23 protein-coding genes are annotated in these 20,107 nt (G+C 71.9%); 13 read left to right on the top strand and 10 right to left on the bottom strand.

All coding sequences use genetic code 11. The features are described from left to right. Positions 1-24: 24 nt before the first annotated feature. Positions 25-2,199 carry a transglycosylase domain-containing protein gene (locus tag ACWEN0_RS06195; RefSeq protein ID WP_451969385.1) on the bottom strand — a complete coding sequence of 725 codons (2,175 nt, stop codon included), beginning with the start codon at positions 2,197-2,199 and terminating at the stop codon, positions 25-27. 344 nt (positions 2,200-2,543) lie between these two features. Here ACWEN0_RS06195 and ACWEN0_RS06190 point away from each other — a divergent pair, with 344 nt between their 5' ends. Beyond that, entirely contained in the window at positions 2,544-2,840 is a 297-nt protein-coding gene (locus tag ACWEN0_RS06190) for a WhiB family transcriptional regulator (protein ID WP_451969383.1), read from the top strand. A 45-nt stretch (positions 2,841-2,885) separates the two neighbouring features. Here ACWEN0_RS06190 and ACWEN0_RS06185 read toward each other — a convergent pair whose 3' ends face one another. From ACWEN0_RS06185 to ACWEN0_RS06175, 3 genes are read right to left on the bottom strand one after another with little or no spacing between them, the layout of a single operon-like run. Further along, positions 2,886-3,971 (bottom strand): ArsA family ATPase, encoded by a 1,086-nt coding sequence (locus ACWEN0_RS06185; protein ID WP_451969884.1) that lies wholly within the window; start codon positions 3,969-3,971, stop codon positions 2,886-2,888. 20 nt (positions 3,972-3,991) lie between these two features. Then, positions 3,992-4,999, bottom strand: a complete 1,008-nt coding sequence (locus ACWEN0_RS06180) for an ArsA-related P-loop ATPase (RefSeq protein WP_451969381.1) — start codon at positions 4,997-4,999, stop codon at positions 3,992-3,994. 21 nt (positions 5,000-5,020) lie between these two features. Next, positions 5,021-5,269, bottom strand: coding sequence for a hypothetical protein (locus ACWEN0_RS06175; protein ID WP_451969379.1), 249 nt, complete (start codon positions 5,267-5,269; stop codon positions 5,021-5,023). 138 nt (positions 5,270-5,407) lie between these two features. Between ACWEN0_RS06175 and ACWEN0_RS06170 the strand changes: the two genes are divergently transcribed. From ACWEN0_RS06170 to ACWEN0_RS06140, 7 genes are all read left to right on the top strand, one after another. Continuing rightward, positions 5,408-5,569, top strand: coding sequence for a DUF4177 domain-containing protein (locus ACWEN0_RS06170; protein ID WP_086679227.1), 162 nt, complete (start codon positions 5,408-5,410; stop codon positions 5,567-5,569). Positions 5,570-5,574: 5 nt separating this feature from the next. Then, entirely contained in the window at positions 5,575-6,030 is a 456-nt protein-coding gene (locus ACWEN0_RS06165) for a RidA family protein (protein WP_451969377.1), read from the top strand. Further along, positions 6,030-6,656 (top strand): hypothetical protein, encoded by a 627-nt coding sequence (locus ACWEN0_RS06160; RefSeq protein ID WP_247058879.1) that lies wholly within the window; start codon positions 6,030-6,032, stop codon positions 6,654-6,656. The genes ACWEN0_RS06165 and ACWEN0_RS06160 overlap by 1 nt, the downstream gene beginning before the upstream one ends. A 36-nt stretch (positions 6,657-6,692) precedes the next feature. After that, positions 6,693-7,847, top strand: coding sequence for a hypothetical protein (locus ACWEN0_RS06155; RefSeq protein WP_451969375.1), 1,155 nt, complete (start codon positions 6,693-6,695; stop codon positions 7,845-7,847). Positions 7,848-7,955: 108 nt separating this feature from the next. Continuing rightward, positions 7,956-8,774, top strand: coding sequence for an NUDIX hydrolase (locus ACWEN0_RS06150; protein WP_451969373.1), 819 nt, complete (start codon positions 7,956-7,958; stop codon positions 8,772-8,774). Continuing rightward, the gene (locus ACWEN0_RS06145; RefSeq protein WP_451969371.1) at positions 8,771-9,541 is read left to right on the top strand and encodes an MBL fold metallo-hydrolase; all 771 of its coding nucleotides are present in this window, start codon (positions 8,771-8,773) and stop codon (positions 9,539-9,541) included. Before ACWEN0_RS06150 ends, ACWEN0_RS06145 begins: the two co-directional genes overlap by 4 nt. Continuing rightward, the gene (locus tag ACWEN0_RS06140) at positions 9,538-9,792 is read left to right on the top strand and encodes a glutaredoxin family protein (RefSeq protein ID WP_451969369.1); all 255 of its coding nucleotides are present in this window, start codon (positions 9,538-9,540) and stop codon (positions 9,790-9,792) included. Before ACWEN0_RS06145 ends, ACWEN0_RS06140 begins: the two co-directional genes overlap by 4 nt. A gap of 85 nt (positions 9,793-9,877) precedes the next feature. Here ACWEN0_RS06140 and ACWEN0_RS06135 read toward each other — a convergent pair whose 3' ends face one another. From ACWEN0_RS06135 to ACWEN0_RS06120, 4 genes are all read right to left on the bottom strand, one after another. Then, positions 9,878-10,945 carry a DNA polymerase III subunit beta gene (locus ACWEN0_RS06135; protein ID WP_451969367.1) on the bottom strand — a complete coding sequence of 356 codons (1,068 nt, stop codon included), beginning with the start codon at positions 10,943-10,945 and terminating at the stop codon, positions 9,878-9,880. Positions 10,946-10,989: 44 nt separating this feature from the next. Then, complete coding sequence (locus tag ACWEN0_RS06130; RefSeq protein WP_451969365.1) at positions 10,990-12,246, bottom strand: MFS transporter; 1,257 nt, start codon at positions 12,244-12,246, stop codon at positions 10,990-10,992. 402 nt (positions 12,247-12,648) lie between these two features. Beyond that, complete coding sequence (locus tag ACWEN0_RS06125) at positions 12,649-13,323, bottom strand: Crp/Fnr family transcriptional regulator (RefSeq protein WP_003081747.1); 675 nt, start codon at positions 13,321-13,323, stop codon at positions 12,649-12,651. A gap of 147 nt (positions 13,324-13,470) precedes the next feature. After that, the gene (locus ACWEN0_RS06120) at positions 13,471-13,722 is read right to left on the bottom strand and encodes a hypothetical protein (protein WP_013230551.1); all 252 of its coding nucleotides are present in this window, start codon (positions 13,720-13,722) and stop codon (positions 13,471-13,473) included. A gap of 226 nt (positions 13,723-13,948) precedes the next feature. On the opposite strand from ACWEN0_RS06120, the gene nth reads away from it, so the two are divergent. The 4 genes from nth to ACWEN0_RS06100 are packed head-to-tail and all read left to right on the top strand — an operon-like array spanning position 13,949 to position 17,112. Beyond that, complete coding sequence (gene nth, locus ACWEN0_RS06115) at positions 13,949-14,632, top strand: endonuclease III (RefSeq protein WP_451969363.1); 684 nt, start codon at positions 13,949-13,951, stop codon at positions 14,630-14,632. Further along, positions 14,629-15,228: a TlpA family protein disulfide reductase gene (locus tag ACWEN0_RS06110; RefSeq protein ID WP_451969361.1), complete on the top strand. Its 600-nt coding sequence runs from the start codon at positions 14,629-14,631 to the stop codon at positions 15,226-15,228. Before nth ends, ACWEN0_RS06110 begins: the two co-directional genes overlap by 4 nt. Next, a complete protein-coding gene (locus tag ACWEN0_RS06105) occupies positions 15,225-15,923 on the top strand; it encodes an NUDIX hydrolase (protein WP_451969359.1) in 699 nt (232 codons plus the stop codon). The genes ACWEN0_RS06110 and ACWEN0_RS06105 overlap by 4 nt, the downstream gene beginning before the upstream one ends. 4 nt (positions 15,924-15,927) lie before the next feature. Next, on the top strand, positions 15,928-17,112 hold the full coding sequence (locus ACWEN0_RS06100) for a MarP family serine protease (RefSeq protein WP_451969357.1): 1,185 nt from the start codon (positions 15,928-15,930) through the stop codon (positions 17,110-17,112). On the opposite strand, the gene ACWEN0_RS06095 is transcribed toward ACWEN0_RS06100, so the two are convergent. Further along, complete coding sequence (locus ACWEN0_RS06095; protein ID WP_451969356.1) at positions 17,109-17,990, bottom strand: GntR family transcriptional regulator; 882 nt, start codon at positions 17,988-17,990, stop codon at positions 17,109-17,111. The two genes, ACWEN0_RS06100 and ACWEN0_RS06095, sit on opposite strands and share 4 nt — an antisense overlap. A gap of 111 nt (positions 17,991-18,101) precedes the next feature. On the opposite strand from ACWEN0_RS06095, the gene ACWEN0_RS06090 reads away from it, so the two are divergent. Beyond that, entirely contained in the window at positions 18,102-19,190 is a 1,089-nt protein-coding gene (locus ACWEN0_RS06090; protein WP_451969355.1) for an FAD-dependent monooxygenase, read from the top strand. Here the strand turns inward: ACWEN0_RS06090 and ACWEN0_RS06085 are convergent. Then, positions 19,183-20,103 carry an alpha/beta fold hydrolase gene (locus ACWEN0_RS06085; RefSeq protein ID WP_451969354.1) on the bottom strand — a complete coding sequence of 307 codons (921 nt, stop codon included), beginning with the start codon at positions 20,101-20,103 and terminating at the stop codon, positions 19,183-19,185. The two genes, ACWEN0_RS06090 and ACWEN0_RS06085, sit on opposite strands and share 8 nt — an antisense overlap. Between the last annotated feature and the right edge of the window lie 4 nt (positions 20,104-20,107).

The raw sequence follows: 20,107 nt of genomic DNA, 5'->3' as shown, positions 1-20,107 counted from the left end.
GCTGTGCCGATCACCCGGGCCGGGCTACCGGCCGCCACCGCCCATGTACTGCGGATCCGGTTGCGGCAGGTCCGTTCTCGGCTGGCTGTCGTCCATGATGTTCTTCATCGCGCCGAACCACGTGCGGGCCGGAGCCTTGCCACCGAAGATGTTCCCGCTGCCGCACACGCGGACGTTGCCCGGTCCGGCGTCGCAGATGCCGCCCTGACCGCCGCCGAACTTGAACGTCATCGCCGCGCCCGCCAGCTGCGGGGTGCCGCCGACGAACGTCGCGGAGACGTTGCCCTGCGTCGTGCCCGTCTTGCCGATGATCGGCCGGTCCCAGCCGACCGCGGAGGCCGCCTGCGCCGACGTGCCGCCGGGCTGGTCGTCCTTGCTCATGCCGACGGCGAGCGTGTTCGCCAGGCCTTCGGGCACGGCCTGCTCGCACGCCGCTTCCTTGACCGGCACCGGCTGGCCGCTGCGGTCGGTCACGCCGGCGATCGGCGTCGGCGGGCACCAGACGCCGCCGGACAGGATCGTCGCCGCGACGTTGCCCAGCTCGAGTCCGCTCAGCGGGCTGAAGCCGAGGGTGAACGCGCCGTATCCGGGGGACCGGCTGTCCGGCCCGTAGACCTCGGCCTGGCTCCGGCGCTTGCCCGGGTCGTCGGACTTCGGGTCGACCGTGCCGCCGCCGGGCGTGCTGGCCATCGTCTCGCGCATGCCGAGCCGCTTGGCCATGTCGATGCCGGGTGCGGTGCTGCCGAGCCGGTCCTCGAGTTCGACGAACGCGGTGTTCGGCGACGTCGCGAGCGCGATCTGGACGTTCGCGCCCTGGGCGATCCGGCTGTAGTCACCGGCGTTGCCGACGCAGTACCACCGCGAGTTCTGCGGCGGCCCGGTCTTCGGGCAGCTGTTGCCGCCACCGGTGAAGACGTGCGAGACGTAGGTGTCCGGCACGTCGACGGGCGAATAGATCCCCGCGACGCCCTTCTCCATCGCCGCGGCCGTCGTGAAGATCTTGTACGTCGACCCCGCGCCGCCGGTGTTGTAGACGCCCGCGGGGAGCGCGTACGTCGTCTGTCCGGCGTCCTGGTCCTGGCCGTAGTCGCGGTTCGCCGCCAGCGCGACGACTTCGTGTCTGTTCTTCCCGGGCCGGATGAGCGACAAGGTATTCGCCACGTACGGCTGGGTTTTCTTGACCTGCTCCTCGGCCGAAACCTTCGCTTCGTGGTTCGCCTTCTCGTCCAGCGTCGTCTTGATCGTGTAGCCGCCGGTGTAGAGCTGGTCCTTCGTCATCCCGGACTTGATCAGGTAGTCCTCGACGTACTGGCAGAAGAACCCGGCTTCGGTGCCCGCGCCGATGCAGTTGGCGGCGGGCTTCGCGGGGAAGTCCGGCACGACGCCCAGCGGCTCGCCCTTGAAGCGGTCCGCGTCGGCCTTGGCCAGCTTCTTGTTCTCCACCATCCGGTCGAGCACCAGGTTGCGGCGCTGGGTGGCCTTGTCCGGGTGCTTCCACGGGTCGTTGTTGATCGGGTTGTTCACGAGCCCGGCCAGCAGCGCCGCCTGCGGCACCGTGAGCTTCTCGGGCGTGGTGTTGAAGTACGCGTGCGCGGCGGCGCCGATGCCGAAGATCTGCCGGGAGAACTCGACGATGTTCAGGTAGCCGGCGAGGATCTGCTGCTTGCTCAGCTTGGTCTCGAGCTGGATCGCGATCCGCGCTTCCTTCAGCTTGCGGGCGATCGACTGCTCCTGGGCCTTCTTCTGGCCGACCTGGTCGTTCCGGTACACGACGTTGATGAGGTAGTTCTTCACGTACTGCTGGGTCAGCGTCGAGGCGCCCTGGGTGTCCGCGCCGGTGCTGTTGCTGACGGCCGCGCGCAGCGTGCCCTGCCAGTCGACGCCGTGGTGGTCGTAGAACCGCTTGTCCTCGACGGAGACCAGGGCCCACTTCATGGCCTCGTTGATCTGGTCCGGCGTGATCGGCAGCCGGTACTGGTCGTAGAGGGTCGCGATCGGCTTGCCCGTGCTGTCCGTGACCGTGGTGACCAGCGGTGGCGGGATGTCGGCGAGGTCGGAGGAGGTCTTCTCCACCGTCTCGCTGGCCTGGTTGGACATGACGCCGGCCGCCCCCACGACGGGGAACAGCATTCCGGCCAAGAGCACCCCGGCGAGCAGGCAGAGGCCGATGAGCTTGAACAAACCATCCGCTTTTCGCACGAGGGCCAGGCTACCCGGAGTGAGTCAGGCGCCGGTGACGCCGTGTCTCCGGAGGTGTGAAATCAGTGACAAAACCGACCCCCTTCGGTGACATCTGGTAACGGAAGGCATTCTAGGTCTTGGCGGGGGGAACCGAGGGCCCCTACAGTCCGTCAACGTCTCACGAAGAAAAGCCGTCGGATGGATCAACGCGAGTGGGAGCTCGCCTGGTCCGAACGGCGGCACCGGCACCGGGGAGGTGCCCGGGAACCGACGTGAGCAGAGGGAGACACGCTCGCGGGGGCAAGGAGCGCAGTTGCCTTTCCCCGCTGGTGCGTCGATCACCAGGGTAGGGAGCTGGGGGTATGGAAACCAACCAGTCGAGCTGGCGAATCAACGCGTCCTGCCGGGACGCCGATCCGGACGGCCTGTTCGTCCGGGGCGCGGAGCAGAACCGGGCCAAGGCGGTCTGCATGGGCTGCCCGGTGCGCACCGAATGCCTCGCCGAAGCACTCGACGGCCGGATCAACTTCGGCGTGTGGGGAGGCATGACCGAACGGGAGCGGCGGGCGCTGCTGCGCCGCCGCCCCGACGTGGTGAGCTGGGCGGACCTGCTCGACGCGGCCAAGCGGGACGCGGAGGAGCGGGTCCAGGTCGGCTGAGCGGCCGTGGGCGGCGCGGCCCTGCCGGCGCGCCGCCCACGACGCTCAGCCGGCGAGCTTCACGCCGATGTCGCGCAGGCCGTCGAGGTCGTGCACGTCACCGGCCAGCGCGGGCACCCGGGCCAACGCCACCTCGGGGTGGGCCCGGGTGAACCGCGCGAGCAGCCGTTCTTCGCGGGCCGCCAGGTCGACGCGGTCCGCGTGCAGCCGCAGCACGGCCTCGGCCAGCGGCGCGCCCTGCAACGTGTCCGCGGCCGCGCGCGCCTCCGCGCCCGACAGCGAGGCCAGCACCGGGTGCGTCCGGTTCGCGATCAGCCCGGCCAGCGGCATCGACTCCGCCGACAGCCGCTCGACGAAGTAGGACGCCTCGCGCAGCGCGTCCGGCTCCGGCGCCGCGACCACCAGGAACGACGTCCCCGACGAGCGCAGCAGCTCGGCGGTCTTGCGGGCGCGCTCGCGGAAGCCGCCGAACATGCTGTCGAAGGCCTGCATGAACGCCGACGCGTCGGTCAGCAGCTGGCCGCCGATGATCGTCGAGACCGCCTTCGCGAACATCGAGAACCCGGCGTTGACGACCTTGCGCAGGCCCCAGCCGCCGGCCTTCGCCGGACCCGTCAGGAGCCGGATCATCCGGCCGTCCAAAGCGGACGAGAGCCGCGTCGGGGCGTCCAAGAAGTCCAAAGCGGACCGGCTCGGCGGGGTGTCCACGATGATCAGGTCCCAGTCGCCGGTCGCCGCGAGCTGGCCCAGCTTCTCCATCGCCATGTACTCCTGCGTGCCGGAGAACGACGTGGAAATGGTCTGGTAGAAGGGGTTCTTCAGCAGCTGCTCGGCGCGTTCCGGGCCGGCGTGCACGCGCACCATGTCGTCGAAGGTGCGGCGCATGTCGAGCATCATCGCCCACAGCTCGCCCTTGGGCTCGAACCCTTCGACCTGCACCTGCTTCGGGTGGTTGCCGAGTTCGCGCAGGCCCAGCGCCTGCGCGAGGCGCCGGGCGGGGTCGATGGTGAGCACGACGGTCTGGCGGCCGCGCTCGGCCGCGCGCAACGCCAGCGCCGCCGCGGTGGTCGTCTTGCCGACGCCGCCGGAGCCGCAGCAGACGATCACGCGGCTCTCCGGGTCGTCGAGCATCGCGTCGATGTCGATGGTGGTCACACCCGCACCCCCTGGTCGGTCAGGGCTTCGGCCAGGTCGTAGAGGGCCGCGACGTCGACGCCGTCGGTCAGGTCCGGCAGCTCGAGGGTGGGCAGGTCGGCCTCGGCGAGCTGCTCGCGCGCCCGCTGCTCGGCGGCGACCCGCACGGCGTGCTCGACGGTCTCCTCGACCAGCGCGTCCAGCGTCTCCTCCGGCAGCTTCAGCCCGGCGGCCGCGAGCCCGGAGCGGACGCGGGAGGCGTCGACGCGCCCGTCCGCGGCCGCGGTCACCGACCGGGCGGGCAGCCGCGGCGGCCGGACCCGGTTGACGAGCACCGCGCCCGGGCGCAGGTCGGCGCCGTCCAGCTCGGCCACGGCCTCGACGGTCTCGCGGACCGGCATCTCCTCCAGCAGCGTGGCCAGGTGGATCACGGTCTCGCCGGAGTGCAGCAGCCGCACGACGCCCTCGGCCTGGCCGCGGATCGGGCCGGTCTTCGCGAGGTCGGTCAGGGCCTTGGTGACGTCGAGGAACTTGACGACCCGGCCGGTCGGCGGCGAATCGACGACGACGGCGTCGTAGGTGTGCCGCCCGTCGGACTCGGTGCGCCCGACGCACTCCTTGATCTTCCCGGTGAGCAGGACGTCCCTCAGGCCCGGCGCGAGCGTGGTCGCGAACTCGATCGCGCCCATCCGCCGCAGCGTCCGGCCGGCGAAGCCGAGGTTGTAGAACATCTCGAAGTACTCGAGCAGCGCGGCTTCGACGTCGATGTGCAGCGCGCGCAGCTCACCCCCGCCGGGGACGGCCGCGATGCGCTGCTCGGCGTACGGCAGCGGCTCGGTGTCGAAGAGCTGGGCGATGCCCTGGCGCCCCTCGACCTCGATGAGCAGCACGCGCCGGCCTTCGCGGGCGAGCGCGAGCCCGAGTGCGGCGGCCAGGGTCGTCTTGCCGGTCCCGCCCTTGCCGGTGACGAAGTGCAGCCGGGCACGGGCAAGCTCGTCGGTCCAGCCGGCATGGGAAGTGGTCACTTCTTCACCCTAAATCAGCGCTCAGCTGGCGAGCAGCATGACGCTGACCGCAGCGGCGACCGCCGCGACCAGCACCCAGGCGACGAGCCCGGGCAGCACGGTGAGGGTGAGCACACCGATGACGACCAGCAGCGTGAGGGTCACCACGCCGCCGACGGCGACCGAGCCGGAATTCTGCGTCCGGTCCCGCACCTTCGCCATCACGACGAGCACGAGGGGCAGCCCGGCCGCCGCGAGCAGCACGGTCGCGATCACGCGCCACGTTTCCACGGACCAACGTTAGCGGCCGCCCGGGCGGCGAGGGTGAGCGTGAGATGAACCACAGTCGGCGCGCGCGACGGCGCGTCGCGGGCCCGAATCCGGCGGCGGCCCCCGGCGCGCTTGCCCGCTTGGCTACGCTCCCGGGTCATGAGCGCCACCAAGTGGGAGTACGCGACCGTCCCCCTCCTGATCCACGCGACGAAGCAGATCCTCGACCAGTGGGGCGAGGACGGCTGGGAGCTGGTCACCGTGCTGCCGAACCCGACGGGCGAGCAGCACGTCGCGTACCTCAAGCGTCCGAAGGGCTGATCCGCGTGAGCTGGAGCGAACGGCTGAAGGAGCTCGGCATCGAGCTGCCCGGCGTGGCGGCCCCGCTGGCCGCGTACGTGCCCGCCGTCCAGAGCGGCAAGCACGTCTACACCTCCGGCCAGCTGCCCTTCGTCGACGGCGTGCTCGCCGCGACCGGCAAGGTCGGCGCGGAGATCAGCCCCGAAGAGGCGAAGGGGCACGCTCGCACTTCGGTGCTCAACGCGCTCGCGGCGGTGCACGCGCTGGTGGGCATTGACAACATCGCGCGGATCGTCAAGGTTGTCGGCTTCGTGGCTTCCGCGGAGGGCTTCACCGGCCAGCCGGCGGTCGTCAACGGCGCGTCCGAGCTCCTCGGCGAGGTCTTCGGCGACGCGGGCATCCACGCCCGCTCGGCCGTCGGCGTCGCGGAGCTGCCCATCGGCTCGCCGGTGGAGGTCGAACTGATCGTGGAGGTGCAGTGATGGACCCGGACATCGAGCAGTCCACCCACGAACTGCTGCTCCGGCTGGCCGGGCGGCTGCCCGACCAGCTGCTGTGGCGGTTCCGCGACTGGCTCGGCGAGGGTGCCATGGGCACGCTCGCCCGGACCCTGCCGAGGTCTTTGCTTAAGCACAGGATTGACCTCGACCAGACGGAGTACCGGCTGCTCGTGGCCGGGCTCATCCCGCACGGCGCCGACTGGCACCAGGTCAGTTCGACGCTGGGGGTAGACGACGTCACCGAGAACCGGTACACATTCACGTCGAGTGCGCCCGAATGGGTTAACTCGGTCGACTCCGTGTCCGTTTTGATCCACGCAACGTTGCGGGGACGGCCGGATGTGGGGGAAGTGCGGCAGAGCTGGCGGCACGTCGGCGTGGTCGGACAGGGCACCGCCAAGCGCGTCCTGCTGATCACCGCGCTGAGCGGTCTGCCGAGGTTGACCGGTGAACTGCAGCGGGTGCTGCGAGTGCTGGGCGACGAAGAGCCCAGCGTCGAGGTCATTCCGCCGCGCTTCGACCTGCCGGGGTACCACCGGGCCGCGCTGGCCGACTCAGAGCTGGTCTGCGTGGGCGCGGTGGCGGGGAACCGGCTAGTAGCCGCATAACGCTCGCCCGCCAGCGAGCTGGGAGGGAGCAAGGCAATGGTGGAGGTCCACGACGGCCCGCCCATGGACGGGTTCTCGGTGCCCCTGCGCCTGCACAACCTGTTACTGGCCCTGGCGGGCCGGATCGACGACAGCGCACTCACCGAAGCACGTGAGCTGATCGCCCGGGCGCACATCGACGAGGCGGTCGAGCTGACCACCGGCACGCTCATCGCGGGCCGGATCCCGGTCAGCTCCGCCGAGCAGCGCGAGCTGGCGCTGGTCCTCGAGATGAGCCGGTCCGACGCGACGCTGGCGAACGACCTGCTGGTCGACGAGGCCGAGCCGGTCAACACGCACCGGTTCACCGGCGAGAACTCCCCGGAGTTCGGCATCGCCGAGGCGCTCGACCGCACCCTGCAGGTGCTGCCGGACGTCCGCTCGGTGCACGCGGTGTGGCGCAACACCCCGGCCGGCAGCGTGCCGGGCGCGTTGCCGCAGCGCGTGGTGCTCGTCGAGCTGGGTCCGGAAGGCAACCCGCCGGCCGTCGCGTTCCGCGTCGACACGGCGCTGCGCCGGGCCGGCATCCACTCGGTCGTCGAGGTCAGCGGCCCGGGTGTCGCGCACTCCGAGTACCACCAGGCCGCTTCGGCGGCCGCGTCGCCGGCGTGGGTGACGGGCAGCCCGACGTCGAGCTCGTCGCCGTACCGCCCGGAGCCCGTCAAGCCGCCGGCCCCGGTGACGCCGGAACCGGTCGCGGAGTCGGGCAGCCGGCACAGCATGCGGTCGAGCGCCGCCACGGCGGCCCCGCCGGCTCCGCCCGAGCCGGTCGCCCCCGTGGTGCCGATCGTTTCGCCGCCGCCTCCTCAGCCGGCCCCGGAGCCGCCGCGCCAGTCGCGGTCGGAGCGGTCCGAGACGCGGGCCGAGCGCACCGCCGACCTGACGCCGGCCGAGGTCGCGCAGCTGCGGCAGGCGCTGGCCGAGGACCCGGAGAAGGGCCGCGAGATCGCCGCGGGCAAGCCGTCGATGCACGAGGTCGTCGAGCTGCCGGCGCTGGACCTGGACGACCCGAGCCTGAGCGAGCGCGACCGCGCGCTGCTGCGGGAGCTGCACGCCGAGCTGGCCGAGCGCGAACGCGCGGAGGCGGCGAAGATGCGGCTCAACGGCGCGTCCCGGTCCGGTGGTGACCAGCGCGGCTGGACCGCCCCCTAGGTTCGTCTCGGAAATGGCGGAGCTTTCCCGTGAAAGCTCCGCCATTTCCGTGTCCGGCGTGCCACAACCGCGCGACGGAACGCCGGGTACCGGAGGTATGTTTCCCCGGTGGAGCAGCCAAAGGAGTTTGTCTTCGACATCCCCGTCGGCGCCGGGGTAGCCACCCGCGCGAACGCCGACGGGCCGCCGGCCGTCCCCAAGGACGCGGCCACCGTGATCCTGGTCCGGGACGGCGCCGACGGCGTCGAGATCTTCCTGCAGCACCGGGTCAAGGGCATGCCGTTCGCGGGCGGGATGACCGTCTTCCCGGGCGGCGGGGTCGACAAGCGCGACGCCGACGCGTCGGTCGCCTGGGCCGGCCCGGAGCCCTCGTGGTGGGCTTCGCGCTTCGGCTGCGACGACGCCCTCGCGCGGGCGCTGACCTGCGCGGCGGTCCGCGAGACGTTCGAGGAGTCCGGCGTGCTGCTCGCGGGCAGCGCGGACGCGGTGCTCACCGACGTCTCGCCGTACGCGGCCGCGCGCCAGGCCCTGGAGACGCGCGAGGTGTCGCTGGCCGCCTTCCTCGCCGACGCCGGGCTGACGCTGCGGGCGGACCTGCTGCGCCCGTGGGCGCACTGGATCACGCCCGAGGAGGAGCCGCGCCGCTACGACACCCGCTTCTACGTCGCGAAACTGCCCGAGGGCCAGCACGCCGACGGCGCGACGTCGGAGGCGGCCGGCTCCGGCTGGCAGCGCCCGGAGGCCGCGATCGCCGACGCGCGCGAAGGCCGTCGCATGCTCATGCCGCCGACGTGGCTGACGCTGAGCGAGCTGGCCGAGTTCGCCACGGCCGACGACATCCTGAACGCGCCGCGCGAGATCGTCCGGATCGCGCCGACGCTCGTCCAGGAGAACGACCAGGTCCGCGTCGTGCTGGAGCAGCGATGACCGCCCCCGCCTACGGCGTGCTGCGCCAGGTGTCCGAGACGGCTTCGGTGCTGCTGGAGAACAACCCGTCGTCGATGACGCTCGAAGGCACGAACAGCTGGGTGCTGCGCGCGACGCCGTCGACCCCCGCCGTGGTCGTCGACCCGGGCTACCGCGACCTCGAGCACCTCGAACTGCTGGCCGCGGCCGGCGAGGTCGAGCTGATCCTGCTGACGCACTTCCACCCCGACCACGCCGAGGGCGCGCCGTGGCTCGCCGAGCGGGTCGGCGCGCCGGTCCGGGCGTTCGACCCCTCGCTGTGCGTCGCCGCCTCATCCTTTGTGGATGGTGAGGTCATCGACGCCGGCGGGCTGTCGATCCGCGTGCTGCACACGCCCGGCCACACCGACGACTCGGTGTCGCTCGTGCTCGACGGCCAGGTGCTGACCGGCGACACGATCCTCGGCCGCGGCACGACCGTCCTGCACGACCTCGGCGACTACCTGCGCTCCCTGCGGAAGCTGATCGAGCTGCCGGCGGGCCTGCTCGGGCTGCCCGGGCACGGTCCAGAGCTCCCCGATCTCCCCGCTACCGCCCGTGCGTACCTTGCCCATCGGGAACAGCGGCTGGACCAGGTGCGTTCGGCCTTGAAGACGCTGGGGGCGGACGCCACGCCGCGCCAGGTCGTCGAGGTCGTGTACGCCGACGTCGACCGGGCGCTGTGGGCGCCCGCCGAACTGAGCGTGCAGGCGCAGCTGGACTACTTGCGGTCGGAGGAACAGGGATGAGCAACGTCGAGGTCGAGTTCTACTGGCGCCCGGGGTGCGGGTTCTGCGCCGCGCTGGACCGGCCGATGTCGAAGAGCGGCTTCAACGTCCGCAAGATCAACATCTGGGAGGACCCGGACGCCGCCGCACGCGTGCGCGAGGTCGCGAACGGCAACGAGACCGTGCCGACCGTGATCGTCGGCTCGACGGCGATGGTCAACCCCTCCTTCGCCGAGGTGGAGGCCGCGGTCAAGGCAGCTGCGGCGGGCTGATCGCGCCGGGCCGCGTTCCGTGGAGGAAGGCGGCCCACACCTTCGCCGTTCAAGGCGGCCCAGTGCGTCGTGTTCACCGCCGGGCTCATCGGCTGAGCATCGGCATCAGGTAGTAGGTCAGCTCCACCTCCCCGGGACCGGGGTCCGCCACCCGGAGGATGCACGCTCGCATCCCCGGCTGGATCGACAGCGTCACGCGCTCGCCGGTGAATGCGTGCAAGGCGTCGAGGAGGTACCTCGCCTGGAACGACGGGGAGGTCCGGCCTCCGCCGACGTCCGCCTTCAGGGTCTCCTCCGCTTCGCCCGTGTCTTGGCGGGTGCTCGCCAGGCGGACCTGGGCGTCGCCCACCTCCAGGGTCAGGACTCGCCGGTCCTCCGCGTACACCCCGACGCGGCGGACCGCCGCCGCCAGGGCGTCGGCGTTCAAGGTCACCGTGGTGTCGACCGTGCCTGACGAGATCGAGTCCGCCGAGAGGAAGCCCGCGTCCAGGACCGCCGTGCCGATCAGGCCGCCCTCCCAGCTCAGGCCGAAGCGGCCCGGGCCCGCGTGCAGGCCGACCGTGCCCTTCGCCTGGCGTGCGGCCTCCGTCAGCAACGTCGCCGGGACCAGGACGTCCAGTGCGCCGGGGGTGCGCAACGGCAGGCGGGCGACGGCCATCCGGTAGCGGTCCGACGCCGTCAGGGTCAGGTGCTCGGCCGCCTGGAGGCGGACGCCGGTGAACAGCGGGAGCGGGTCGTCCTTCGCCGCCGTTCCCGCGACGATCCGAAGCGCCGACGCGAACGCTGCTCCGTCCACTTCGGACACTCGGACCGGCTCGGCGTCCGGTGGGGTCGTTTCGGCCGTCAGGAGTGGCAGCGCGAAGCGGGCGTTGTCGAGCCGCAAGGCGAGGCGGCTGCCTTCGACGACCAGGCGGACCAGCTCGGCGTCGAGCATCTTCAGCGTCTCGGCCAGCGGTGCCGCCGGGACGACGACCTCGCCGTCGGTGTGCGAGGTCGCCGGGCAGGCGAACCGGACGGTGAGATCCGGGTCGCTGCCGGCGACCGTCAGCCCGGCCGCGTCCGCCCGCAACCGCAGCCCGGCGCGGGCGGGCAGCAGCCGGGCAGCGGCGGAGACAGCCGCCGAGAGGCGGTGGGCAGGCGCGGTGACGTCCATACCCGCCAAGCTAGCGGCGACCACCGACAAAAACGGCGGGAGACCTACCGGCCCGCACCGACCAGCGAAGGCGACTCGACCGTCGAAGCCTGCCGAGGCGCGCGGACCGTCCCGCGCAGCAGCCACACGGCCACCGCCAGCACCAGCCCGGCCACGCTCGCCGCGAGGAACGCGGCGGACGGCCCGGCGTGCTCCACGACGTACCCGCTGACCGACTGCCCGGCCGCCAAGCCGAGCGTCACCGCCGTCAGGACCCAGCCGAACGCCTCGGCGGCCGTCCCGGCGGGCGCGACCACCTCGATCGCCGACGAATGGGCCGTCGACTGCGGCGTGATCAACGCGCCCGCCAGCAGCATCATCAGCGCCAGTCCCCACAGCGACGACGGCCACGCGAGCAGCGCCACCAGCGCACCGAACGCGCCCAGCAGCGCCGGCAGCCGCAGGCCGAGCCGGCGCGGCCACGGGCGCAGGCTGTACGCCACACCGAACGCCACCGAGCTCAGCGACCACGCCGAAAGCAGCAGGCCACCCACGGACGCGTGACCCGCCTCGGTGGCCGACGCCGGCACCGCGACCTCGACGAAGCCGATCACGATGCCGAAGCCGAGCGCGGCCAGCGCCAGCGTCCGCATGCCCGGGCTCGCCAGCGCACCCAGCAGCGTCCCCGAGGAAGAGGCCGACGGACCCCACGAGCGGACCGCCGGGCTCAGTGCGAACATCACCGCGCCGGTGAACTGCAGCGCGACGCCCAGCACCAGGCCGGTACCCGCCCACGGCGCCATGACCAGCAGCCCGGCGAGGCCGGGGCCGAGGATGAAGAACACCTCCATGCTGATCGCCTCGTACGAGAACGCGGCGTTGCGCGCGCCACCCGGAGGCAGCAGACGGCTCCACAGCGCGCGCGAAGCCGAGCCGACCATCGGCTCGGACAGCCCGGTGACCGCACCCAGCGCGACCATCACCGGGGTCGGCGCGTGCGACTCGATCGACGTCACCAGCGCGGTCATCGACAGCGCCAGGGTGACCGCGACGACGAGCAGCGGCCGCGTCGGGCCGAAGCGGTCGATCAGCCGGCCCTGGATCACCGCGCCCACCGACACCCCGACGAGTGAACCGGCCGAGACGAGCCCGGCCGCGGCGAAGGAGCCGGTCTCGCGCTGGACGTAGAGCAGCGCCGAGATGCCGATCATCGCGATCGGCAGCCGGGCGAGCACCGCCGCGACAGCGGGCCGCCGCGCCGCGCGGGTCGTCAGCGCGCTGCGGTAATCGGCCAGAGTCGTACGACCTTCGGAGTGGGACACGCGTACCAGTATGCCGCAGAGTGGTACGTGGGTACCAGTTATTTGCGGGTCAGCTGCGTCACCAGGTCTCGATCGGGTAACACTCGCGATATTCTCCGTGAACCCGTGCAACGAAACAGCCGGGTCAGCGTCCTTGAGAGTGAATGGCCTTGAATTCGTGGGTATGGGCCGTGATGGTTGAACAACAGCAGAGAACCCAGCTCCCTCCGGCATATGGGTCGGGGCCTGGTCCGGAGGGCGGGGAGCGCGGATCGTCGGGGGATGGTCCGCGCGACAAACGAAGAGCCGGTGCGCCACGTCGGGGGTGGCGCCCGGCTCTTTGTTTGTAACCAGCACCGTTTTTACATCAAGCCATGAAGAAGGCCCCTCGGCAAGCCGAGGGGCCTTCGACGTGACAGAGACTCAGCGAGCGCGGCGAGCCAGCCGCTCGGGGTCCAGGATCAGCACGCTCTTGCCCTCGAGCCGCAGCCAGCCGCGGTGGGCGAAGTCGGCGAGCGCCTTGTTGACGGTCTCGCGCGAGGCGCCGACGTACTGGGCGATCTCTTCCTGCGTCAGGTCGTGCGTGACCCGCAGCAGGCCGGCTTCCTGGCTGCCGAAACGCTGCGCGAGCTGCAGCAGCGCCCGCGCCACGCGGCCGGGGACATCGGTGAAGATCAGCTCGGCGACCATGTTGTTCGTCCGGCGCAGGCGGCGCGCGACCACGCGCAGCAGCTGCTCGGCGATCTCCGGCCGGGTCGAGATCCACTGGCGCAGGGCCGGGCGGTCCATCGTGACCGCGCGGACCTCGGTGACCGTGGTCGCGCTCGACGTCCGGGGGCCGGGGTCGAAGATGGACAGCTCGCCGAACATGTCCGACGGGCCGAAGATGCCCAGCAGGTTCTCGCGGCCGTCCGGGCTCTTGCGGCCGATCTTCACCTTGCCGGACTGGATGATGTACAGCTTGTCGCCGGGTTCACCCTCGTTGAAGATGACATGGCCGCGGGGGAACTCCACGGATTCCAAGGTCTGGGCCAGCGCCTCCGCCGCTGCCGGCTCCACACCCTGGAAAATGCCCGCACGGGCCAGGGTTTCGTCCACCTCGGGTGCCTCCTCGTCGAGAAACGTTCACGCCCTCCCGTGGCTGGAAGGGCGTGACGCCGATCACTTGCGCGTCAGTCTAGGGCGTACTCGCGAGATCGCCTGTCGGACGCGCGCCCGCCAGATGATCTCGTTCGAACGTGGAGCCTAACTCCGCACGCGTCGCGCGCGTAGCCTGGCTGCCCGTCCGCCCAGCCTACGCAGCCGGAACAGCTCGAGCGCGCGGCCGATGCCGTGCCCGTAGAGCGCCCGGACCTCGTTGGGCTGCGCCTGCTCGAGGAACTCTTCGACCTCGTTCTCCTGCACCGCGACGTGCTTGAGCCGGCTTTCGACGCGCTCCATGAACAGCGCGAAGAACATGATCACCAACGGGACCAGGATGACGAACCAGACAGTCATGACCGGACCCCGAAACACTCGATGAAAAGCATCTACTCCAGATCCTCGCTCATGGCGGCCGGAAAACTGCGCCGAGGTGGTGCTCTGGCGTGTCGGTCGTCCACCGGTCAGTCACCGGCTCGTCCGACGGCGCCCGTAGGCTATCGGGGTGCCACCTGCCACCACGAACGCCCCCCGTGAGGCCGCTGGTGAAAGCCGGTTAGCTCTGGTGAGACGCGCCAGGCGGATGAAGCGTTGCCTCGACGACGTGTACCCCGACGCCCACTGTGAGCTCGACTTCACCACGCCGCTGGAACTGCTGGTCGCGGTCGTGCTGTCCGCACAGACCACCGACGTCCGGGTGAACCTCGTCACGCCCGCGCTGTTCAAGCGCTACCGGACCGCCGCCGACTACGCGGGCGCCGACCGCACCGAGCTGGAGGAGTACCTGCGCTCCACCGGCTTCTACCGGGCGAAGGCGAACTCCGTGATGGGCCTCGGCGCGGCGCTCGTCGAGCGCTTCGACGGCGAGGTCCCGGCCAAGCTCGACGACCTGGTCACCCTGCCCGGCGTCGGCCGCAAGACGGCCAACGTCGTGCTCGGCAACGCCTTCGACGTCCCGGGCATCACCGTCGACACCCACTTCGGCCGGCTGGTCCGGCGCTGGGGCTGGACGGCCGAGGAGGACCCGGTCAAGGTCGAGCACGCGGTCGGCGAGCTGATCCCCCGCAAGGAGTGGACGATGCTCTCCCACCGGGTGATCTTCCACGGCCGGCGCGTCTGCCACGCCAAGAAGCCCGCCTGCGGCGCCTGCCCGCTGGCCAAGGACTGCCCGTCGTACGGCACCGGCCCGACCGGGTTCGAGGAAGCCGCGAAGCTGGTCAAAGGCGTCGAAAAGGACCACATCCTGGCGCTGGCGGCGCCCCGGTGACGAGAGTCACCAAGTGGGCGCTCGCGGCCGCCGTGGTGGCCGTGGCGCTCATCGTCGCGTTGCTCCCCCGCGGGGGTGGTGACAGCGCCGCGAAGCCGTCCGAAGACCTGGCCCCGGCCCGGTCCGCGGCGGCGCTCCAACCGTGCCCGGCGCCGGGCTCGGCGCAGCCGGTGAAGCAGCTCGAGGGCGTCAAGGCGGACTGCCTCGGCGACGGCGCGAGTGTCGACGTCGGGCGCGCGCTCGCGGGCGCTCCGGTGCTGGTCAACGTGTGGGCGTCGTGGTGCCAGCCGTGCCGGACCGAGCTGCCCGTGCTCCAGGAGTACGCGAAGCAGCCGGGGGCCGTGCGGGTGCTCGGCGTCCAGGTGCAGAGCCCGGCGAAGGACGGCTTGAACCTCCTCGCCCAGCTGGGCGTGCACCTACCGTCGGTGTTCGACGGCGACGGGCGGACCGGGCCCGTCCGGACGGCGCTCAAGGTGCCGTCGTCGCTGCCGGCGTCCTACCTGGTCACCGCCGCCGGTGACGTGCGGTTCATCGCGAATCCACGCACCTTCGGGAACACTGACCAGGTGCGCGCGGCAGTCGAGGGAGCATCGTGATCGGACCACTGGTCGAGCCGGACTCCGTCCCCGAGTGGCTGCGGCCGCTGGTCAAGGTCAGCGGCGAAGTCGACTCGAAGACGTTCACCCGGTTCAGCCCGCCCGAGGACGCCTACACGCGCCCGGCCGCGGTGCTCATCCTCTTCGGCGAGCGCGAGGCCGACGGCGAGCCCGACGTCCTCCTGCAGCGCCGCGCCGACACGCTGGGCTCGCACGCCGGGCAGGTCGCGTTCCCCGGCGGCGGCGCCGAGGAAGGCGACGGCGGCCCGGTCGGCACCGCGCTGCGCGAAGCCGAGGAGGAGACCGGGGTGGTCCCCTCCGGCGTCCGGCCGGTCGCGGTGCTGCCGGAGCTGTTCGTCCCGGTCTCGAAGTTCGCCGTGACGCCCGTGCTGGCGCACTGGGAGACCCCGTCGCCGGTGCACGCGGTGGACCCGGCCGAGACGGCGTCCGTCGCCCGCGTGCCCATCGCCGACCTCGTCGACCCGGCCAACCGGTTCACCGTCCAGAAGGCCGGCGCGCCGTGGAAGGGGCCGGCCTTCGAGGTCGCGGGCCTGTTCGTCTGGGGATTCACCGCCGGGTTGCTGTCCGTCCTCCTCGGCCTGGGAGGCTGGGAGCGCCAATGGGACCCGGGCGACGTCCGGGACCTCGACGAGGCGCTGGCCGCCTACCGGGCACGAATTACGGGCGAGGAGTGACGCGGTGAACTGGGTCGATGTGCTGGTGCTGCTGCTGGCCGTGCTGGCGGCGGTGTCCGGCGCATACCAGGGCGTGATCATCGCGCTGCCGTCGCTGGTCGGCGTGGTGCTCGGCGCGGTCGTGGGGATCAAGCTCGCGCCGGTGGTGGTCTCGTTCTTCGACGACCCGGTCTGGAAGGTCGCCTTCGCGGTCGCGACCGTGGTCTTCCTGGTCGCCTTCGGCGAGGCGATCGGCGTCTACGTGGGGCGCAAGCTGCGCCAGAAGATCAACCCGGACAAGCTCTCCGGCATCGACAAGACGCTCGGCGCGGTCGTGCAGGCCGCCGTCGTGTTCGTGGTGGCGTGGCTGATCGCGACACCGCTGACGACCGTGTCCGGCCTGCCCGGGCTGGCCAAGGCGATCAACGGCTCGGTGGTCCTCGGCAAGGTCAACGACGCCATGCCGGAGGCCGCCCAGGGCTTCCCGAGCCAGCTGCGCAAGCTGCTCGACGCGTCCGGCTTCCCGTCCATCGTCGACCCGTTCCAGAAGGCCCCGACGGCCGACACCTCGCCGCCGGACCCGGCCCTGCAGACCAGCTCGACGGTCCAGCAACTGCACGGCAGCGTCGTCAAGATCCGCGGCAGCGCCAGCTCGTGTTCGCGGTCCCTGGAAGGCAGCGGCTTCGTGATCTCCCCGCAGCGGGTGATGACGAACGCGCACGTCGTGGCCGGCACCGACACCGTCGGCATCGAGACGACGCAGGGCGACTACCCGGCGCGCGTCGTCTACTTCGACCCGGAGGTCGACATCGCGGTGCTCGCCGTGCCGCGCCTGCGGGCCGAGCCCCTGCAGTTCGCGCCGGAAACCGCCCGCGCGGGGGACAGCGCGATCGTGCTCGGCTACCCGCTCGACGGCCCGTACCGGGCGACGCCGGCCCGCGTGCGCGGCCGGATCAACCTGCGCGGCCCGGACATCTACGACGCCAACACGGTGCAGCGGGACGTCTTCACGGTCCGCGCGGAGATCCGCAGCGGCAACTCCGGCGGCCCGATGGTGACGCCGGACGGCCGGGTCATCGGCGTCGTGTTCGGGGCCGCGGTCGAGGACCCGGAAACCGGCTTCACGCTCACGGCCGAGCAGGTGCGGGCGGAGGTCGACGCGGCGCCGTCGCAGTCGACGAACGTGTCCACCGGCTCCTGCGCCGCCTAACGCCCGTAGCGCAGCGCGAGGCCGTCCAGCAGCGCCCGCATACCCGACTCGAAGATGTCGTCCAGGACGAGGTCGTAGCCGGTCTCGCCGAGTTCGCCGAGCATCCGGGTGAAGATCGGGTACCCGCTGGTCACGGCCATCATCGCCGGGGTCTGGCGGTTCATCCAGTCGTCTTCGGACAGTCCGGACGACGCCAGCGCGTTCTGCTCGCGTTCCAGGTGGATCGCCACGCCTTGGACGTGGCTGAAGAACACCACGTGCAGGTCGCACAGGGTGGCCGCGTCGACGCCCAGCTGCGTCAAGGCCGAGAGCGCGCGCTCGCCGTGCGCCGCCAGGTTCCGCAGCGGCAGCGGCCGGGTGATCGGGGTGAGCTGGGCCAGCCAGGGGTGCCGCCGGAAGATCTCCCAGAGCGTGCGGCCGACGAGCAGCAGCCGCTCGCGCCAGCCGGACGGCAGGGTGGCCGGGTAGTGGCCTTCGCCGTACGCCGCATCGGCCATCAGCAGGACCAGTTCGTCCTTCCCGGTGACGTAGCGGTAGGGCGCCATGGCCCCGACGCCGAGACGCGCGGCGATGCCCCGCATCGACAGCGCGGCCAGCCCCTCGGCGTCGGCGACCTCGATCGCCGTGCGCACGATCCGGTCGCGCGTCAGGCCGCGCTGACCACCGCGGCGGTCGCGGCCGGCGACGACCGTGCCGGACCGCGGCTCCGCGCGCACCAGGCCTTCCTGGCTCAGCAGGGCCAGCGCCTTGGCCGCGGTCGCCATGGCGACGCCGTGGTCGGTGGCGAGCCGCCGGGTCGAGGGCACGCGGGCGCCCGGCGGGAGCTCGCCGCGCACGATCCGGCCACGCAGCTCGTCGGCGATGGCCACGTACTTCACGGCTGCCTCCTGACCTAGTACAGCCGGCCATCTGTACTAGTACAGATTTAGCCTTCGAGCTGCATGAACTCCACAGTGGGTGCAGACAAGCGTACGACTCTGGAGGGGCTCATGCGAAACGTTCTGATCTCGGGGGCCGGCGTCGCCGGCGGCACCTTGGCGTGGTTCCTGGCGCGCGACGGGTGGACCGTGACGGTGGTGGAGCGCGCGCCCGGCCCGCGCACCGGCGGCCAGGCGATCGACGTGCGGGGCGCCGCGCTCGACGTCGTCGAGGCGATGGGCCTCGGCGACCGGATGCGCGCGGTGCGCACCCGGATGCGCGGGATGTCCATGGTGGACGGTGCCGGGCAGGAGCTGTTCCGGACCGAGGAGTTCACCTACAGCAGCGGCCGGCTCGACAGCGACGACTTCGAGCTGCTGCGCGACGACGCCGTCGCGATCCTGCACGAGGCAACCGACGTCGAATACGTCTTCGGCGACGCGATCAAGGCCCTGACCGACGGGCCGGACGGCGTGCGCGTGGCGTTCGAGCACGGCGACGCCCGGACGTTCGACCTGGTCGTGGGCGCGGACGGGCTGCATTCGGCCGTGCGGCGGCTGACCTTCGGGCCGGAGGAGGAGTTCGCCCGCCACCTCGGCCAGTACCTGGCGATCTTCCCGGCGCCGAACTCCCTGGGCCTCGAAGACTGGCAGGTCTGGTTCCGGCACGAGGAAACCGGCGGCGCGGTCTACCCGGTGCGGGACAACACCGAACTGCGCGTCACCCTCGGCTTCGGCTCGGAGCCGTTGCCCCCGCTGACCGTCCCGGAGCAGAAGCGGCTGGTCGCCGAGCGGCTGGCCGGGGTCGGCTGGGAGGTGCTGAAGCTGCTGGAAGCCATGGCCACCGCGGACGTCTTCTACTTCGACGCGATGGCGCAGATCCACCTGGACCGCTGGTCGGCGGGCCGGGTCGTGCTGCTCGGCGACGCCGCCTACTGCGCTTCGGCGTTGTCGGGCCAGGGGACGAGCCTCGCGCTCGTCGGCGCGTATGTCCTCGCGCAGGAGCTGGGCCGCGCGGACCACGAAACGGCCTTCGCGGCTTACGAGCGCCGGATGCGGCCGTTCGCCGAGCTCAACCAGGCCCTGGCTACCGAGAACCCGACGGGCGGGCCGGCGGAGGAGTCGATCGAGCGGGCGAAGAACGCCATCGACCTCAGTTGAGGAAGTCGATCAGGGCCGCCGACGTGCGGTCCGGGGCTTCGAGGTGCGGGAAGTGCCCGACGCCCGGCCAAAGGGCCGGCTCGGTGTGCGGGCCCGCCCAGCGCACCGACGCGGTCGCGGTCTCGGGGAGGATGCAGGGGTCGTCGGCGCCGTGCAGCTGCAGCGTCGGCGCCGCGATCCGGCTGCCGACGGCGTCGGTGAAGCGACGGCCTTCGCCGCGGAACTGCGCGCGGAACGCCCAGCGGTAGTACTCCAGCGCGCTGTGCGCGACCCCCGGCACGAGCATCGCCCGCCGGAACGCCTCGACGCTGCCGGAGAAGTCCGAAGTGGACCGCCAGCGGCTCCCGGCCCAGCCGCCGAAGAGGTCGGCGACGGCTTGGGCGTCGTCCTTCACCAGCCACTTCTCCGGCGCCATCGGTACCTGGAAGCGGAAGAGGTGCCCGGCCGCCCGGCCCTGCCCGCGCCACGGGCGGGCCGCGCCCGAGCGCAGGGCGAGGGGGTGGGCGGCGCCGATCGCCGTCACCGACGAGACGAGCCGGGGGTGCAGCGACGCGACCGTCCAGGCGAGCATGCCGCCCCAGGCGTGCCCGACGAGGTGCGCGCGTCGCGCCCCGAGGGACTTGACCAGGCCCCCGACGTCGCCCGCGAGGGTCCAGGCGTCGTAGCCGCGGGGTGGCTTGTCCGAGTCGCCGTAGCCGCGCAGGTCGACGGCGACCGCGCGGAACCCCGCTTCGGCCAGCGCACGCAGCTGGTGGTGCCAGGTCCACCAGAACTCGGCGAACCCGTGCAGCAGCACCACGACCGGGCCGTCACCGAGCTCGGCGACGTGCAGCCGGATGCCGTTCGCGGACACGTCGCGGTGGACCCACGGGCCGTCGAGGCGGACGCTCGACGGGTCGGGGGACGCGGGCAACGAA

The sequence above is a fragment of the Amycolatopsis sp. NPDC004378 genome, from assembly GCF_053602455.1.
The sequence above is the reverse complement of the archived record's forward strand: the minus strand, read 5'-3'. Positions and strand labels throughout refer to the sequence as shown.

Coding starts and splice junctions, on each gene's coding strand:
- ACWEN0_RS06145 (WP_451969371.1), top strand. CDS start 8,771: ATGACCGCCCCCGCCTACGGCGTGCTGCGCCAGGTGTCCGAGACGGCT.
- ACWEN0_RS06160 (WP_247058879.1), top strand. CDS start 6,030: ATGGACCCGGACATCGAGCAGTCCACCCACGAACTGCTGCTCCGGCTG.
- ACWEN0_RS06155 (WP_451969375.1), top strand. CDS start 6,693: ATGGTGGAGGTCCACGACGGCCCGCCCATGGACGGGTTCTCGGTGCCC.
- ACWEN0_RS06120 (WP_013230551.1), bottom strand. CDS start 13,722: ATGACTGTCTGGTTCGTCATCCTGGTCCCGTTGGTGATCATGTTCTTC.
- ACWEN0_RS06140 (WP_451969369.1), top strand. CDS start 9,538: ATGAGCAACGTCGAGGTCGAGTTCTACTGGCGCCCGGGGTGCGGGTTC.
- ACWEN0_RS06185 (WP_451969884.1), bottom strand. CDS start 3,971: ATGCTCGACGACCCGGAGAGCCGCGTGATCGTCTGCTGCGGCTCCGGC.
- ACWEN0_RS06170 (WP_086679227.1), top strand. CDS start 5,408: ATGAGCGCCACCAAGTGGGAGTACGCGACCGTCCCCCTCCTGATCCAC.
- ACWEN0_RS06190 (WP_451969383.1), top strand. CDS start 2,544: ATGGAAACCAACCAGTCGAGCTGGCGAATCAACGCGTCCTGCCGGGAC.
- nth (WP_451969363.1), top strand. CDS start 13,949: ATGAAGCGTTGCCTCGACGACGTGTACCCCGACGCCCACTGTGAGCTC.
- ACWEN0_RS06135 (WP_451969367.1), bottom strand. CDS start 10,945: ATGGACGTCACCGCGCCTGCCCACCGCCTCTCGGCGGCTGTCTCCGCC.
- ACWEN0_RS06090 (WP_451969355.1), top strand. CDS start 18,102: ATGCGAAACGTTCTGATCTCGGGGGCCGGCGTCGCCGGCGGCACCTTG.